The organism is Bradyrhizobium sp. 195, from assembly GCF_023101665.1.
GTDB lineage: Bacteria > Pseudomonadota > Alphaproteobacteria > Rhizobiales > Xanthobacteraceae > Bradyrhizobium.
In genome coordinates this window covers 6592925-6608794 of the sequence record NZ_CP082161.1, presented here as the reverse complement: position 1 = coordinate 6608794, position 15870 = coordinate 6592925, and the positions used below count along the sequence as shown (strand labels likewise).

14 protein-coding genes are annotated in these 15870 nt (G+C 65.0%); 10 read left to right on the top strand and 4 right to left on the bottom strand.

Annotated elements, in window-relative coordinates; translation table 11 throughout:
• Positions 1–271: 271 nt before the first annotated feature.
• Positions 272–1447, top strand: a complete 1176-nt coding sequence (locus IVB26_RS30915) for an IS481 family transposase (RefSeq protein WP_247968820.1) — start codon at positions 272–274, stop codon at positions 1445–1447.
• Positions 1448–1551: 104 nt separating this feature from the next.
• Here IVB26_RS30915 and IVB26_RS30910 read toward each other — a convergent pair whose 3' ends face one another.
• The gene (locus IVB26_RS30910) at positions 1552–1917 is read right to left on the bottom strand and encodes a nuclear transport factor 2 family protein (protein WP_247968819.1); all 366 of its coding nucleotides are present in this window, start codon (positions 1915–1917) and stop codon (positions 1552–1554) included.
• A gap of 102 nt (positions 1918–2019) precedes the next feature.
• On the opposite strand from IVB26_RS30910, the gene IVB26_RS30905 reads away from it, so the two are divergent.
• The 3 genes from IVB26_RS30905 to hemC are packed head-to-tail and all read left to right on the top strand — an operon-like array spanning position 2020 to position 5296.
• Positions 2020–2610: a TetR/AcrR family transcriptional regulator gene (locus tag IVB26_RS30905; RefSeq protein ID WP_247968818.1), complete on the top strand. Its 591-nt coding sequence runs from the start codon at positions 2020–2022 to the stop codon at positions 2608–2610.
• A gap of 54 nt (positions 2611–2664) precedes the next feature.
• On the top strand, positions 2665–4290 hold the full coding sequence (locus tag IVB26_RS30900; protein ID WP_247968817.1) for a GMC family oxidoreductase: 1626 nt from the start codon (positions 2665–2667) through the stop codon (positions 4288–4290).
• A 25-nt stretch (positions 4291–4315) separates the two neighbouring features.
• Entirely contained in the window at positions 4316–5296 is a 981-nt protein-coding gene (hemC, locus tag IVB26_RS30895) for a hydroxymethylbilane synthase (RefSeq protein ID WP_247968816.1), read from the top strand.
• A 74-nt stretch (positions 5297–5370) separates the two neighbouring features.
• On the opposite strand, the gene hemE is transcribed toward hemC, so the two are convergent.
• Complete coding sequence (gene hemE, locus IVB26_RS30890; RefSeq protein WP_247968815.1) at positions 5371–6405, bottom strand: uroporphyrinogen decarboxylase; 1035 nt, start codon at positions 6403–6405, stop codon at positions 5371–5373.
• A gap of 106 nt (positions 6406–6511) precedes the next feature.
• Here hemE and IVB26_RS30885 point away from each other — a divergent pair, with 106 nt between their 5' ends.
• Both IVB26_RS30885 and IVB26_RS30880 read left to right on the top strand, forming a co-directional pair.
• A complete protein-coding gene (locus IVB26_RS30885) occupies positions 6512–6727 on the top strand; it encodes a hypothetical protein (protein ID WP_247968814.1) in 216 nt (71 codons plus the stop codon).
• Between the two features lie 173 nt (positions 6728–6900).
• Positions 6901–8808: a sensor domain-containing diguanylate cyclase gene (locus IVB26_RS30880; protein ID WP_247968813.1), complete on the top strand. Its 1908-nt coding sequence runs from the start codon at positions 6901–6903 to the stop codon at positions 8806–8808.
• Between the two features lie 156 nt (positions 8809–8964).
• Here the strand turns inward: IVB26_RS30880 and IVB26_RS30875 are convergent, their stop codons facing one another.
• Together IVB26_RS30875 and trhO are read right to left on the bottom strand one after the other, a co-directional pair.
• Positions 8965–9183 (bottom strand): SlyX family protein, encoded by a 219-nt coding sequence (locus IVB26_RS30875; protein ID WP_212092107.1) that lies wholly within the window; start codon positions 9181–9183, stop codon positions 8965–8967.
• On the bottom strand, positions 9173–9955 hold the full coding sequence (trhO, locus tag IVB26_RS30870; RefSeq protein WP_247968812.1) for an oxygen-dependent tRNA uridine(34) hydroxylase TrhO: 783 nt from the start codon (positions 9953–9955) through the stop codon (positions 9173–9175). The genes IVB26_RS30875 and trhO overlap by 11 nt, the downstream gene beginning before the upstream one ends.
• A 198-nt stretch (positions 9956–10153) precedes the next feature.
• On the opposite strand from trhO, the gene ggt reads away from it, so the two are divergent.
• From ggt to IVB26_RS30850, 4 genes are all read left to right on the top strand, one after another.
• Positions 10154–11740, top strand: coding sequence for a gamma-glutamyltransferase (gene ggt / locus IVB26_RS30865; protein ID WP_247968811.1), 1587 nt, complete (start codon positions 10154–10156; stop codon positions 11738–11740).
• A gap of 165 nt (positions 11741–11905) precedes the next feature.
• Entirely contained in the window at positions 11906–12520 is a 615-nt protein-coding gene (locus IVB26_RS30860) for a (2Fe-2S)-binding protein (RefSeq protein WP_247968810.1), read from the top strand.
• A gap of 4 nt (positions 12521–12524) precedes the next feature.
• Positions 12525–13547: an FAD binding domain-containing protein gene (locus tag IVB26_RS30855; protein WP_247968809.1), complete on the top strand. Its 1023-nt coding sequence runs from the start codon at positions 12525–12527 to the stop codon at positions 13545–13547.
• A complete protein-coding gene (locus IVB26_RS30850) occupies positions 13544–15832 on the top strand; it encodes a xanthine dehydrogenase family protein molybdopterin-binding subunit (RefSeq protein WP_247968808.1) in 2289 nt (762 codons plus the stop codon). Before IVB26_RS30855 ends, IVB26_RS30850 begins: the two co-directional genes overlap by 4 nt.
• Positions 15833–15870 lie beyond the last annotated feature (38 nt).

The window sequence follows — 15870 nt, the reverse complement described above, 5'->3', positions numbered from 1 at the left end:
CGGCTCGATCCGGGAGAATTCGCTGCAAACCTTTGACGATCTATGAATTATCCCCGTTTGCGAGGTTCGCTACGACCACTTCTGCGTGTTCGAATCGGTGTATCGCTAACAAATCGATACAAATGCGGCGCGGCGGGGTTACGGTGGTTCGCGACTAACTCCGCTGTCATGCCCCGCGTAGTGTTTAGCCCGGACAGATCACTGACGGGTGTTCGGAGACATAGCTGACACATCAACATTGGCTGGATTGGTCCGATTCGGGAGGCCGTCCATGCCCTGGAGTGAGGTGTCAGCAATGGATCAGCGTCACGAGTTCGTGCGGCTGGCTTTGCAGGAGGGCGCCAATCGGCGCGAGTTGTGCCGACGGTTCAACATCAGCCCTGACGTGGGCTACAAATGGCTGCGGCGCTGGCAGGCTGGCGATCGAGAGCTGGCCGACCGCTGCCGTTGCCCGCATGCGATGCCCAAGCGCAGTGAGGCTGCGGTCGAGGCACAGGTTCTGGCCGTGCGGGACAAGCATCCGGCTTGGGGAGCGCGGAAGATCGCTCACTGCCTGAAGCGGCGCGGGCAGACGGTGCCCGTGCCGTCAACGGTGCACCAGATCCTGTGTCGGCACGGTCGGGTCAAGCCAAGCGAGAATGCACCGCCCAATCCGGGGCATCGCTTCGAGAAGGAAGCTCCTAACCTGCTGTGGCAGATGGACTTCAAGGGACACCTGCCGCTCGCCAACGGGACGCGATGTCATCCGCTGACAATTGTCGACGATCACTCGCGCTATGTCCTGTGCCTGAAGGCCTGCGCCGACGAGCAGCGTCTTACCGTGCAGGATCATCTGACGACGACGTTCCGCTGCTACGGCCTGCCGGAGGCTTTCTACACCGACAACGGCTCACCGTGGGGCGATACGTCAGGTGTTCGTTGGACCGGGCTGAAGGTGTGGCTGCTCAAGCTCGGTGTCAGGGTGGTGCATGCCAGGCCCTGTCACCCGCAGGCGCGCGGCAAGAACGAACGCTTCCATCGCACCCTGAAGGCCGAGGTTCTTGCCATGCGTCGCTTCCGCACTCTGCCGGAGGTCCAGCGCGCCTTCGACGCCTGGCGGCCAGTCTACAATCTGGAACGTCCCCACCAGGGCCTCGATATGCACGTCCCCGCCGATCGCTTCCGGCCGAGCACCCGTGCCATGCCGGCTCGCGTTCCGATCGTCGAATACGACAGCGGTGAGATCGTGCGCAGAGTCTCATCGACAAGACCCTACATCTCCTTCAAGGGGCGCTTCTGGAAGGTTCCCCAGGCCTTCGCCCGCGAGCGCCTCGCCATCCGGCCGCTGGACCGCGATGGCCATTACGGCATCTTCTTCGCCAGCTGGCAGGTCGCATCGATCGACTTGACCAATGGCCAACCTGTCAGTGATGTGTCCGAACAGGTGTCAGCCATGTCTCCGGACTAAACAGTAGGCGGGGCATCCAGTACGCCGCGGCTTATCGATTCAATCACAATCGTCTCGATCGCCCGGTCAAGCCGGGTGATGACACCTGTGTTTGAGAGGCGCAGTCACCGCCCGAGCTGCTTCGGATCGTAATAGAACCGTTCCTCGATCAGCTTGTCGCCCCGCCAGGTCTGCCAGGCGATCTCGTCCAGCGTCCGCGTGATCCCTTCGGCGTTGGTGAAGCTGAAGGTCCAGCGCGTCGCGACATGGTCGCCTTCGATCAGGCTTGGCCCGATGCGCACGGCCTTGACCTCCTTCGAAGCCGCCAGCACGCCGCGCTCCTTGGCGACGAGCTTGTCGCGCCCCACCGTCGGCTCGGCATTGTTCTCATAGGTCGCGGCATCAGGTGTGTAGAACTGCTCGATCGCGCCGATGAAATCTCCGGTCTCCAGCCGCTTCGCAAAGGCTTCGACGATGTCACGGCTCGGCATGGCGCACCTCACGATTAAAACCGACTGATAGTCGGTAAATACCGACCGGCAGTCGAAAAGTCAACTGGCTGCATAGTTCGAATTCTACTAGACGAGAGAGCCATGGCGAAACAGGCGGAGCGGCGGGCGGCGACATTGGAAGCGATCCTGACGGCGGCGCGCCGCCTGTTCGGGACGCAAGGCTTTGCCGCCACCACCATGGACGAAATCGCGGACGGAGCCCGCATCGCCAAGGGCGCGGTCTATCATCACTTCAGGAACAAGGAGGCGGTGTTCGAAGCCGTGTTCGACCAGGTCTCACGTGACCTCGTCGTGGAGATCGACGGCGCCGCGCGCGCCGAGAAGGACGTGCTCGCTGCGATGGTCGCCGGCACTCAGCACTATTTTGCCGCGACGGCGAAGGGCCCGACCGGCCAGATCATCCTGCGCGACGGCCCGGCCGTGCTCGGCTGGGAGCGCTGGCGCGAAATCGACGCAAAACACTTTGGCGGCAAGCTGCCGCGTGCGATCGCGGCCGCGATGGAGGCCGGTCTGATCGCGCGCCAGCCGGTCGAGCCGCTGGCGCGGCTGCTGCTCGGCGCGGTGACGGAGGCCGCGGTCGCCTGCGCCGGACGCACGGATATCGCAAGGGCGGGCGCGGAATATGCCCGTGCGTTCAAGTCGCTGGTCGAGGCGCTGCGCGTGCGGGAATGATTGTGCTAAGTGACGAAACGGAAACGTCCACAGCAACAAGAAGACTAGCAACAGATGACTGCAAATTCTTCCCTCGCACCAAGCGATCCCGAATTCGACTACATCATCGTCGGCGCAGGCTCCGCCGGCTGCGTTCTCGCCAATCGGCTCTCGGCGAGCGGCAGGCACACTGTGCTCCTGCTGGAGGCCGGCCCGAAGGATTCCAACATCTGGATCCACGTCCCGCTCGGCTACGGCAAACTGTTCAAGGAGAAGTCCGTCAACTGGATGTACCAGACCGAGCCGGAGCCCGAGCTGAAGGGCCGCCAGGTGTTTCAGCCGCGCGGCAAGACGCTGGGCGGATCGAGCTCGATCAACGGCCTGCTCTATGTCCGCGGCCAGCACGAGGATTATGACCGCTGGCGCCAGCTCGGCAACACGGGCTGGGGCTATGACGACGTGCTGCCCTATTTCAAGAAGGCCGAGAACCAGTCGCGGGGGGCCGATCAGTATCATGGCAGCGGCGGTCCGCTGCCGGTGTCCAACATGGTCGTGACCGATCCGCTGTCGAAAGCCTTCATCGACGCCGCGGTCGAGACCGGTCTGCCCTACAACCTCGATTTCAACGGCGCCACGCAAGAAGGCGTCGGCCTGTTCCAGACCACGACGCGCAACGGCCGCCGCGCCTCGACCTCGGTGGCCTATCTCGGCCCGGCAAAGTCCCGCGGCAACCTCAAGATCGAAACTGGAGCGCTCGGCCAGCGCGTGCTGTTCGAGGGCCGCCGCGCCGTCGGCGTCGAATATCGACAAGGCGTGCAAACCCGCCGCGCCCGGGCCCGCAAGGAGATCGTGCTGTCGAGCGGAGCCTACAACTCGCCGCAGCTGCTGCAGCTCTCCGGTGTCGGTCCCGCCGATCTCCTGCGCAAGCATGGCATCGATGTCGTGCTGGACGCGCCGGGCGTCGGTCACGACCTCCAGGACCACATGCAGGTCCGCATCGTCATGCGCTGCTCGCAGAAGATCACGCTAAACGACACCGTCAATCATCCGCTCCGCCGTACCATGGCCGGCGCGCGCTATGCGCTGTTCCGGAAGGGTTGGCTGACCATCGCGGCCGGCACCGCGGGCGCGTTCTTCAAGACCAGCCCGCGGCTGGCATCGCCCGACATCCAGGTGCATTTCCTGCCGTTCTCGACCGACAAGATGGGCGAGAAGTTGCACGACTTTTCCGGCTTCACTGCGTCGGTCTGTCAGCTCCGTCCCGAAAGCCGCGGAACCTTGCGCATCAAGAGCGCCGACCCAAGCGTGCCGCCGGAAATCCGCATCAATTACATGTCGACCGAGACCGACCGCACCACCAACGTCGAAGGCCTGAAGATCCTGCGCCAGATCCTGAACGCGCCGGCGATGAAGCCCTTTGTGGTCAGCGAGTACGATCCCGGCGCGAAGGTATCCACGGATGCCGAGCTGCTGGATTATTGCCGCGAGCGCGGCAGCACGATCTATCATCCGACCTCGACCTGTCGTATGGGCAATGATGCGCTCGCGGTGGTTGACCAGCGGCTGAAGGTGAGGGGCCTCGAAGGCCTTCGCGTCGTCGACGGTTCGGTCATGCCGGACCTCGTGTCCGGGAACACCAACGCGCCGATCATCATGATCGCCGAAAAGGCCTCCGACATGATATTGGAGGATGCGCGGTAATCTCGCGCAGTGAAAGGACGACAGCTTGGCTATTCGACTTCGGATCGGCACACGCAAGAGCGCGATGGCGCTGGCACAGACGGAAGAGATCGCGCGCCGCCTGACCGCCGCCGTGCCCGGTCTCGACGTCGAGATCGTCAAGTTCGACACCACGGGCGATCTCGACCAGACCAGCAAGCTGTTGCCCCATGGCGGCAAGGGCGGCGCCTTCGTGGCGCAGATCCGCGCTGCCGTGCTGTCGGGCGAATTGCAGGCGGCGATGCACTCGCTGAAGGACATGCCGGGCAACGAGGACACGCCGGGCCTCGTCATCGGCGCCACGCTGTCGCGCGATCCGCCTGGTGATGCCCTGGTGCTACGCGACGGCGTGACATTGGAAGCGCTGCGTCGGTCAGGTGGCAAGGGGTTCAAGATCGGCACCAATGCCGTGCGCCGCGCGGCCTATGCGCACAGACTGTTTCCCGATGTCGAGGTGATCCATTTTCGCGGCGCGGCCGATACGCGCGTGCGAAAACTCGACAATGGCGAAAAGCAGCGCCTGCCGGATGGCGGCGCCGTGGGCCCGGCCGACGCGCTGATCATGGCGCGCTCGGGCCTCGACCGCGTCGGCCTCGCCGGCCGTATCGCCTACGAATTCGCCGCGGCGGAGATGCTGCCCGCGGCGGGGCAGGGCATCGTCGCAGTCGAATGCGCAGCGCAGGACTGGCAGACGCGGCAGATCCTGTCATCGATCGACGATCCCGCCGCGCATGCCAGCGCGGATGCCGAGCGCGAGGTCTTGTGGGTGCTGAACGGCCACTGCAATTCGCCGGTGGCGGGCTTCTCGACCATCGCGGGCGATCAGATGTCGCTCACCGCATCGGTGCTCGATCTCTCCGGCAACACCATCATCGAGGCCTCGCGCGCGGGTCCCGCCAATCGCCCGCGCGAGCTCGGCCGTGCGGTGGGTCTGGATCTGCTGGGTAAGGGTGCCGCCGAGATCATCGAGCGCAGCCGGCCGCGCTAGCTGCCTTGCGAAATTACACGACGTGGATGGTCGGGACAGGCCCGGCCATGACGGGTGGAAAGGCCGCTCGTCCCTCAGCCCCGCACGCGCTTGATCATCTGCTCGACATGGGCGATCGGCGTTTCCGGCTGGATGCCGTGGCCGAGGTTGAAGATCAGGCGCCCTTGCGCAAAATTGGCCAACACGTTGTCGACCGCGCGGTCGAGCGCGGCGCCGCCCGTGATCAGCACCAGCGGATCGAGATTGCCCTGCACGGCGACCTTGCTCTGGACGCGCTCGCGGATCAAGGCGGGCTCCGCGGTCCAGTCGATGCTGACGGCGTTGACGCCGGTTGCCTCGACGTAAGCAGGCAGCTGAGCGCCGGCGCCGCGCGGGAAGCCGATGATCTTCGCATCCGGCACCTTGGCCCGCACACCCTCCACGATGCGTCGCGTCGGTTCGACCGACCAGCGCGCGAATTCGACCGGCGGCAGCACGCCGGCCCAGGTGTCGAAGATCTGCAAGGCATTGGCGCCGGCGGCGAGCTGCGCCAGCAGATATTCGATTGAGCTCTCGACCAGCACGTCGATGATCTTGGCGAACGCCTCCGGATGCCGGTAGGCCATCATTCGTGCCGGCCCCTGGTCGGGCGTGCCTTGGCCGGCAACCATGTAGGTCGCGACCGTCCACGGCGCGCCGCAGAAGCCGATCAGCGCGACCTCAGGGTCCAGCGCGCCGCGCACGAGCTTGAGCGCCTCGAACACCGGCGCGAGTTTGCCGAGATCGGCGCGCGGTGCCAGCGTCGCGACCTTGGCGGGATCATCCAGCGGATCCAGCCGCGGGCCCTCGCCGACCTCGAACCGGACCGAGCGTCCGAGCGCATAGGGGATGACCAGAATATCCGAGAAGATGATCGCGGCATCGAAGCCGAATCTGCGGATCGGTTGCAGCGTCACCTCGGCCGCAAGCTCCGGATTGAAGCAGAGATCGAGGAACCCGCCGGCCTTCGCGCGCACCTCGCGATATTCCGGCAGATAGCGGCCGGCCTGCCGCATCATCCACATGGGCGGAATGCTCTGGCGCTGGCCGGAGAGCACATCGATGAAGGGCCTTTTTGCAGATTGGGGCACGAATGGTCCTGAACAGGGTTATGGCTCCTGATACACCGCCTCGGCCCGCAGCGGAACAGGGGAACCAGCGCAACAGGGCCGCGTTGACCAGCCGATGGAGGACATCATGGCTGAGACATTCAATCCCGCGCCGCCTGACAAGCACGCCGACGATCTGCACGAAGCGCTCGCTGCCGACCGCCACACCAAGCTCGATGCCGGGCTGAAAGACAGCTTTCCCGCGTCCGATCCCGTGAGCGCCACCCAGCCGACGCCCTCGAAGGCCGACGCGGATGCCGACAATCCCTCGCTCTGGGACAAGGTTAAGGCCATCTTCAGCTAGCGGAGGCCGACGCCGGATTCCGATCAGCTTGCTAATATCCTGTTAGCGATGCGCTGATCCCGAGCGTCCGTACGACTACGGAAAACGGGCCTATTGCGGCCTATTCCGGCGGTACTTTCAGAGTTCAATAACAGAAGCGGCAGAGGTTCCGAAACATCGGAGAACTCTGCCGCATGAACGCTGTTAGCCAACGAGCTGGATGGAGTCGCCTGCCGCTGCGCGCGGCGGCGTTCGTCGTGCTCACCTGCGTGACCATCCTCGGCGTCAGTGGCTGGCGCGAATGGGCCGCGCGCGATGCAGTGCTGAGGGGTGCCGAGACCGAGATGGCGAACGTCGCGCGTTCGCTGACACAGCATGCCGAGGACAGCCTCGATCTCCTGGATTCCGGTGTCGTCGGCGTCGTCAGCCGGCTGGAGATGGACGGCGCCGGGCCTGCCACGATCGCGAAACTGCGCACCCTGCTGGATGCGCGCAAGAAGGCGATCGAGCGCATCCACAGCCTCGCCATCATCGACGATCAGGGCAATTGGCTGACCTCGCCCGGCACGATCGGTTCGACCCTCACCGACGATGCCTTCTTCCGCCATCACCAGCTCTCACCCAAGCGCGAGGCCTATCTGGGCCGCCCCGTGAAGAGCTTGCTCGACGGTGAATGGGTGGTCACCCTGTCGCGCCGCTTCAACAAGCCGGACGGCAGCTTCGGCGGCGTCGTGCTCGCCACCATCAGCTCGAAATATCTTTCGCATTTCTACGAACAGTTCGAGATCGGCCGCAACAGCTCGGTGTCGCTCACGCATGGCGACGGCCTGATGATCGCGCGCAATCCCAGCAACGAGACATTCGTCGGACGCAGTGTTTCCGACAAGCCCTTGTTCCGCGACGCCAGCCTGCAGCGGCCGAGCGGCGCCTATCATTTCAAGTCGCCGCTGGACGGCGCCGAGCGCGTCAGCTTCTTCAAGCGCAGCAGCCGCTATCCGCTCCTCCTGCTCGCCACCGTCGACAAGGCCGAACTGCTGGCGCCCTGGCGCGCCTCGGCAATCTCCCGCATGCTCTACGTCATCGCGCTGGTGATGCTGATTGCGGTCATCGGCGCGGTGCTGGTGCGGCAGTTGCAGCGGGGCCAGCGCATGGCCGCGGCCCTGACCGAGAAGGAGGCGCATTTCCGCCTGCTCGCGGAAGGCTCCAGCGACATGGTGACCCGCATCGGGCTCGACGAGCGGCTGCGCTATGTCTCGCCCTCGTCCGCGCGCGTCGTCGGCTGGCGCGCCAATCAGTTGATGGGCACGCCGGCACTGGCGGGCATCAATCCGGAGGATCTGCCGGAGGTCCAGACGATCGTCGACGCCATGAAACGTGGCGAGAGGGAGGAGGCGCGCCTCACCTACCGCAACTCGCACCGGGACAACGGCGAAGTCTGGCTCGAATCGACCATGCGGGTGACGCGCAAGGACAATGGCCGCGTCGACGGGGTGGTCGCGATCTCCCGCGACATCACCGAGCACAAGAAGCTGGAAACCAGGCTCGAGACGCTTGCGATCGAGGACAGCCTCACCGGCCTTGCCAATCGCCGCCGCTTCGACGAGCGGCTGAAGGAGGAATGGGCGCGCGCCTATCGCGATCGCTCCAGCCTCGCTTTGCTCATGATCGATGTGGATCACTTCAAGGCCTATAACGACGAATACGGCCATCCCGCGGGCGATGCCTGCCTGCGCCTGGTCGCAAAGATCATCGCGGCCGAGACGCAGCGCGCCGGTGATCTGGCGGCGCGCTATGGCGGCGAGGAATTCGCCATGCTTCTGCCGAATACCGATGCCGCCGGCTGCGCCCGGATCGGCGAACGGATCCGCACTGCCATTCACGAGGCCGGCCTCGTTCATAGCAGCAATCAAGCGTCTGGATGCGTCACCGCCTCGCTCGGCGGCGCGACCTGCCGGCCGGCGCTGGAGCGCACGGCCGGCGTGACCTCGCTGGTTGAAGCTGCCGACCGGGCGCTCTACGCCGCCAAGGACGCAGGCCGCGACCGCCTGATGATGTCCGTCGAGGTCGTGGACCTCCTGCTGCCCAGGGCATCCGGCCAGTAAGACGGCCGCTGTAACAGCCATCGTGTCCCGGATGCGACGCAGCGTGAAACGGTGCGGCGCTGAGCCGGGACCCAGGCTCTGTCTTCGCCACTATAGTGGGCCCCGGTTCAGCAGCGCATCGCTAAGGGCGCTGCGCTGCGCCCGGGGCACGAGAGCTCAATAATGCGGCGGAGGCTCGTTGGCGGGACCAGGCGCATTGGCCTCGGCTTCCTGCAGCCGCTCGCCGAGCTCCGCGATCTTCCGCGTCAGCAGATCGATCTGCTTCCACTGCGCGGTGATGGTCTGGTTCAGCGTCTCGATCGTGTCGTCCTGATAGGCGAGCCGCGTCTCCAGCGTGTCGATGCGCTCGCCCAGACTCTTGATCTCATTCGTCACGGCCTTGCCCCATATCTTGTTCCAGCAAGTTCCGCTCGCGCAAACCGTGGCCGAGCGCGACGCGCTCGTCGAACACGAAGCATTCGCCGCGCCAGCGGCTCTGCGCCTCCGGCACCTCTTCCAGATATTTGAGGATGCCGCCCTTGAGGTGATAGACCTCGGCAAAGCCGCGCGCGAGCAGATGCGCGCTCGCCTTCTCGCAGCGGATGCCGCCGGTGCAGAACATCGCGATCCTGCGGTGCTTTGCGGGATCAAGCGCAGCTTCGGCATAATCCTTGAACTGGCCAAAGCTCCTGATGCCGGGATCGACGGCGCCCTCGAACGTGCCCATCGCCACCTCGAAGGCGTTGCGGGTGTCGAGCAGCAGCGTGTCGGGCGCAGAGATCAGCGCGTTCCATTCGCTCGCATCGACGTAGGTGCCGACCTGGCGGGTTGGATCGGCTGCCTCATCGCCAAGCGTGACGATCTCCTTCTTCAGGCGCACCTTGAGCCGCCCGAACGGCATCGCCTCGGCGGTCGAGAATTTCAATTCGAGATCGTCGAGCCGGCCGCCGAACATGTCGCCGTGCGCCAGCTCATCAGCGAGGGCGTCGATCGCCACCGGCGCGCCGGCGAGCGTGCCGTTGATGCCCTCCTGCGCGAGCAGCACGCTGCCTTTTAGCTTAAGGCCGGCGCAGAACGCGCGCAGCGGCTCGCGCAGCTCGCGGTAATCCGGGAGGGCGGCGAATTGATAGAAGGCGGCGACCTTGGTGACCGAATTCGGATCAGACATGGCGGCTCGTTTAGCAGGCGATCGCCGCTCAGAAAACCCGCATGGCCGCTGGCCGCGAAAGGTCTATACGCCCAGCGGATGGCAGCCATTTCCTGGTATGCCAGCATTGCCCCGGCCGGCTGGAATGTGTCATGTAGACCCGGTTTTTCCTAAGACGGCGCGGCGCGCGCATTCCCGGCCAAGAGAGCAAGAAATTCGATGAGAAACTTCCATTTCCCCGGCAGGTCCACGGTCCACGCCACCAACGCGATGGTAGCGACCTCGCACCCGCAGGCCTCGCTCGCAGCGATCGAGGTGCTGCGTGAGGGCGGCACGGCGGTGGATGCCGCGGTCGCCGGCTCGGCCCTGCTCGGCGTGATCGAGCCGCAATCGACCGGCATCGGCGGCGACTGCTTTGCGCTGATCCAGCCGCGGGGTGAGGGCAAGATCATCGCCTATAACGGCTCCGGCCGCGCGCCGAAGGCGGCAAACGCCGACTGGTATCTCGAACGCAAGATCAACTCCGTGCCGTTGACCTCGGCGCATGCGGTGTCGATTCCCGGTGTGGTCGACGCCTTCGCGACCGTCTTGCGCGATCACGGCAAGTTCGGCTTCGACCGGCTGCTGCAGCCCGCGATCAAGGCGGCCGAGGAAGGCTACGTCGTCGCGCCCCGCATCGCTTTCGACTGGAAGAACCAGTTCGAGAAGCTGAAGGGTGGCACCAACACCGTGCGTTATTTGTTGCCGGGCGGCAAGTCGCCGGTGGCCGGCGACTTCATCCGCCAGGCCGAGCTCGGCAAGACGCTGCGCGCGATCGCCAAGGACGGCCGCGATGCCTTCTACAAGGGCACGATCGCGGAAGACATGGTCGAGACTTTGCGCGGGATCGGCGGCCTGCACACGCTCGACGATTTCGCCGCGCACACCACCGAGACGACGTCACCGATCGGCACCATGTACAAGGGCTACGATGTCTGGCAGTGCCCGCCGAACGGACCCGGCCTCACCATGCTGCTGATGCTCAACATCCTGTCGCGGTTCGACCTGACGAAATACGCGCCGCTCAGCATCGAGCGCTTTCATCTCGAGGCGGAAGCTGCGCGCATCGCCTACATGCATCGCGAGCTGCATGTCGCCGACCCTGAGCACATGCAGATCGAGGTCGCCAAGATCCTTGCCAAGGAGTTCTGCGACGAGCACATCGCCAAGATTCGCATGGACGGCATGCTCGACCTGCCGAACGTTGCGCCGCCGATGAATCCCTCGACCATCTACATCACCGTCGTGGACAAGGACCGCAACGTCTGCTCGTTCATCAACTCGATCGCGCATTCGTTCGGCTCGGCGATCGTCTCGAACAAGACCGGCGTCTTGTTCCAGAACCGCGCCGGCGGCTTCCGCATTCAGCCCGGCCACCCCAACTGTATCGCCGGTGGCAAGCGCCCGCTGCACACGATCATGCCGAGCCTGCTCACCAAGGACGGCCGCTCCGTAATGCCGTTCGCGGTGATGGGCGGACAGTACCAGCCGGTCGGCCAGACCCGCGTCGTGACCAACATCCTCGACTATGGCTGCGACGTGCAGGAGGCGATCGATATGCCGCGCGGTCTGCACTACGAGGGCCAGTATCAGCTCGAGGACAGCGTGCCGGCTGCGATCGTCGAAGGCCTGAAGAAGCTCGGCCACAAGACGACCAGCGTGGTCGGTCCGCTCGGCGGCGCTCAGGCAATCTGGATCGATTGGGACAAGGGCACGCTGACCGGCGGTTCCGATCCGCGCAAGGACGGCTGCGCGTTGGGGTACTGATCGCGCGCGCGAGTTCCCCGCACAAGATCAGGAAAAGTTGACGAAGGGCGATGCGGCAATTTCTGCATCGCCCTTTCTCGTTCGGAACGGAGCTCATCGCTTCAGGTTAAGGGGCGATGGGCGGTGCAGGCGTGCGCTGCTTGGCAAGAAGCGGCGGAGGCGTCGATGTCCGACAAATCAAGTTCCAGGCAATCAGCATTCGATCGGCGCGCCTTCATGGCCGGCGCCGCTGGCAGTGCGCTCGTCCCGATGACGGCGCGCGCCGCCGCAGAGGAGGCCAGGGCCCCGGTCGCACAGGATCCGTCGCTTCCCGTCGACGTCACCCTTCGGGTCAACGGCAAGGACAAGCGCCTGAGCATTGATGCCCGCACCACGGTGCTCGACGCGCTGCGCGAACATCTCAAGCTCACCGGCAGCAAGAAGGGATGCGACCATGGCCAGTGCGGCGCCTGCACCGTGCTGATCGACGACCGGCGGGTGGTGTCGTGTCTCACGCTCGCACTCGCCGCGGAAGGGCAGGAGATCACGACGATCGAGGGCCTCGCCACCGACGACCGCCTGCATCCGATGCAGCAGGCCTTTGTGGACAACGATGCATTCCAATGCGGCTACTGTACGCCCGGCCAGATCATGTCAGCCGTGGCCTGCGTCAAGGAGGGGCATGCGGGGAGCGAGGCCGACATCCGCGAATATATGAGCGGCAACATCTGCCGCTGCGCTGCCTATCCCAACATCGTTGCGGCCGTGAAGCAGGCCGCGCCCGAGATCATGAAAGGCTAGACGCATGCGACCTTTCTCGTATCAAAGGGCAACAGATCCGACCGTGGCCCTGCAGGCGCTCAGCGCCGCCGCGGCGTCGAACGATGCGTTGACCAAGGCTGCAGCGCAGCCGCTTGCGGGCGGCACCACGTTGATCGACTTGATGAAGCTCGACGTGATGCGGCCGACCTCGGTCGTCGATATCAATCCGCTTGCGGACGGTTGGTCGGCAATCGAGCCCAAGGGCGACGGCCTCCGCCTCGGCGCGCTCGCGAAGATGTCGGATGTCGCCGCGCATGAGGAGATCCAGCGCCACTACCCGGTGATCGCAAATTCGCTGAAGCTCGCCGCGAGCGCCCAGCTGCGCAATATGGCGACGCTCGGCGGCAACGTGATGCAGCGGACGCGTTGCAGCTATTTCCGCGATGTCTCCTATGGGAATTGCAACAAGCGCAATCCCGGCTCCGGCTGTGCCGCCATGGACGGCGTCAACCGCATGCATGCCGTGCTCGGCGCCTCCGATCAATGCATTGCGACCTATCCCGGCGATTTTGCCCAGGCCCTGATCGCGCTCGACGCCATGGTCGAGATCACCGGCAGATCCGGCACGCGCAAAATGCCGTTCGCAGAGTTACACAAGGCGCCCGGCAATACGCCCGACATCGAGACGACGCTTCGGCCGGGCGAGCTGATCTCGGCCTTCTCCATCTCCGGCCGCTGGCCGCGTTCGGTGTACCTGAAGGCGCGCGACCGGCAATCCTATGAGTTCGCGCTGTCGTCGGCTGCGGTCGCGCTCGACGTACAAGAGGGCACAATCAGGGACGTGCGGATCGCCCTTGGCGGCGTCGCCACCGTGCCCTGGCGCGCGCGAGAGGCGGAGGCAGTGTTGAAGGGGCAGAAGTTCGATGACGGCCTGGCGCAGCGCGTCGCGGATGCCGCCTTCGCAGACGCCAAGGGCCGTCGGCACAACAGCTTCAAGATCGCGCTCGGCAAGCGCGTAGTGGCGCGCGCGCTCCAGCAGGCCGTAACGATGGAGATCCGATCATGACCGCTGCAGCTCCCGAGCCGAAGGTGAATATGGGCAAGCCGGTGCCGCGCTATGATGCTGCCGCAAAAGTCACGGGGCGCGCGACCTACGCCTCCGACATGCCGCTGGACAATCCGGCTTATGCATTCCTGGTCACCAGTGCGATTGCCAGGGGGCGCATCGACGGTTTCGATCTCGATGGCGCCAAGCGTGTCCGCGGCGTGATTGATATCGTCACCCACGAGAACGCACCGAAGCTGAAGGAGTCGAAGCTGTTCAGCAATGGCGGTTATGCGGGCACGACGATCCAGCCGCTGAAGTCGGCCGATATCGCCCATGACGGCCAGATCATCGCTGTCGTCGTCGCGGAAAGTTATGAGGCCGCGCGCGAGGCGGCCAACCGGGTCAAAGTCAGCTACACCGCCACCGCACCGAGTGCCACGTTCGACTCGCCCGGGACAACCACGGCAGCCGCGAAGGGGCAGAGTGCCCAGTTCAAGGAAGACCCCGAGGTCGGCGATTTCGCCAAGGCGTTCGACGCGGCCGAGGTCAAGGTAACCGCCTCCTACGAGACGCCGACGCAGCATCACAATCCGATGGAGCTGTTCTCGACCAGCTGCGTGTGGATGGGCGGCAACCTCGTCATCTATGAGGGTAGCCAGTTCGTCTACGGCCTGAAGAACGGCGTTGCCGAGCAGCTCGGCATCGACGCCGACAAGGTGCGCGTGGTCAATCCCTATGTTGGCGGCGGTTTTGGTTCGCGCGGCTCGATGACGCCGCGGACCGCCATCATCGCGGGCATTGCCAAGCGCTTGAACCGACCGATCAAGCTGGTCCCGACCCGCGACCAGGGGTTTACCATCACGACGCATCGCGCCGAGACTCGGCACGAGATCAAGCTTGGCGCCAGCCGGGACGGCAAGCTGCTCGCTTTGAGGCATGAGGGGGCTGAAGTCTCCTCGCGTCCCGACGCCTATTGCGTCGGCGGCACCAAGACGACGACGCGGCTTTATGCCTGTCCGAACGTCGCCAGCCTCGTCTCGATCGTGCGCGCCGATCGCAACACCCCCGGCTTCATGCGCTCGCCGCCGGAGGTGCCGTATCTGTTCGCGCTGGAGAGCGCGATGGATGAGCTCGCGTTGAAGCTGAACATGGATCCGGTCGAGCTTCGCCGCATCAACGATACCACCGTCGAGCCGATCGGCGGCAAGCCCTATACTTCGCGCTCGCTGATGGCCTGTTTCGACGAGGCCGCCAAGGCGTTCGGCTGGGCGCAGCGCTCGCCGCAGCCGAAATCGATGTCGGACGGCGACTGGCTGATCGGCTATGGCTGTGCCGCCACCTGCTATCCGACGCAGATGGCGCCGTCTGCCGCGCGCGTGCGCCTGCAGCGTGACGGCCGGACCCGTGTCGAGATTGCCGGTCACGAGATCGGCACCGGTGCCTACACGGTGATCGCCCAGACCGCGGCCGAGCGGCTCGGCGTGCCCCTCGAGAAAGTCGCCGTCTTCATGGGTGACAGCGATCTGCCACCGGCACCGGTTGCCGGCGGATCGAACTCGACCGCGAGCACCTGCTCGGCGGTGATGATGGTGTGCGATCAGATTCGCCAGCGCCTGTTCAAGGCAATGATGCCTGACAGCCTCACAGACAAGGCCAAAGAGACCGTCGGCATCAGCCAGGCGCCGGCGACCCGAGCCGCCAAGAGCGATCGTCCGCTCGATATCGAGAAGGCGTTCGATGCCCTCGGCGTCGGCGTGGTCGAGGAATATGGCGAGTGGAAGCCGGAAGGTGCGCCGCTCGATTCGTTCAAGGCCATGCACAGCGGGCAAGTCCGGTTGGTCGGTGGCCACCAGATGAAGGACCAAATTGCCTATGCCTTCGGCGCGGAGTTCGTTGAGGTCCGCGTCAACCGCTTCACGCACGAGATTCGCTGCCCCCGCCTGGTCGGGGCCTTCGCCGGCGGCCGCATCATGAACCCGCGCACGGCGCGCAGCCAGCTGATGGGCGGCCTGATCTGGGGCATGTCTTCGGCGATGCTGGAGGCGACGGAAATCGACGAGCGCAATGCGCGCTACGTCAACGACAATCTTGCCGACTACCTCGTGCCGGTGAATGCGGACGTCCCGGGCGTCGAGGTGATCATGCTCTCCGAGCAGGACGATCATATCAACCCGGCAGGCGTCAAAGGACTCGGCGAACTCGCCAATGTCGGCACCAATGCTGCGATCTGCAACGCGATCCACCACGCCACCGGCCAGCGCATCCGCAAGCTCCCGGTCCGGCTGGAAAATATCGAGGTCTGAGGGGTGGAAACCCTACCCGCGTTGCGCTAGACACCTTC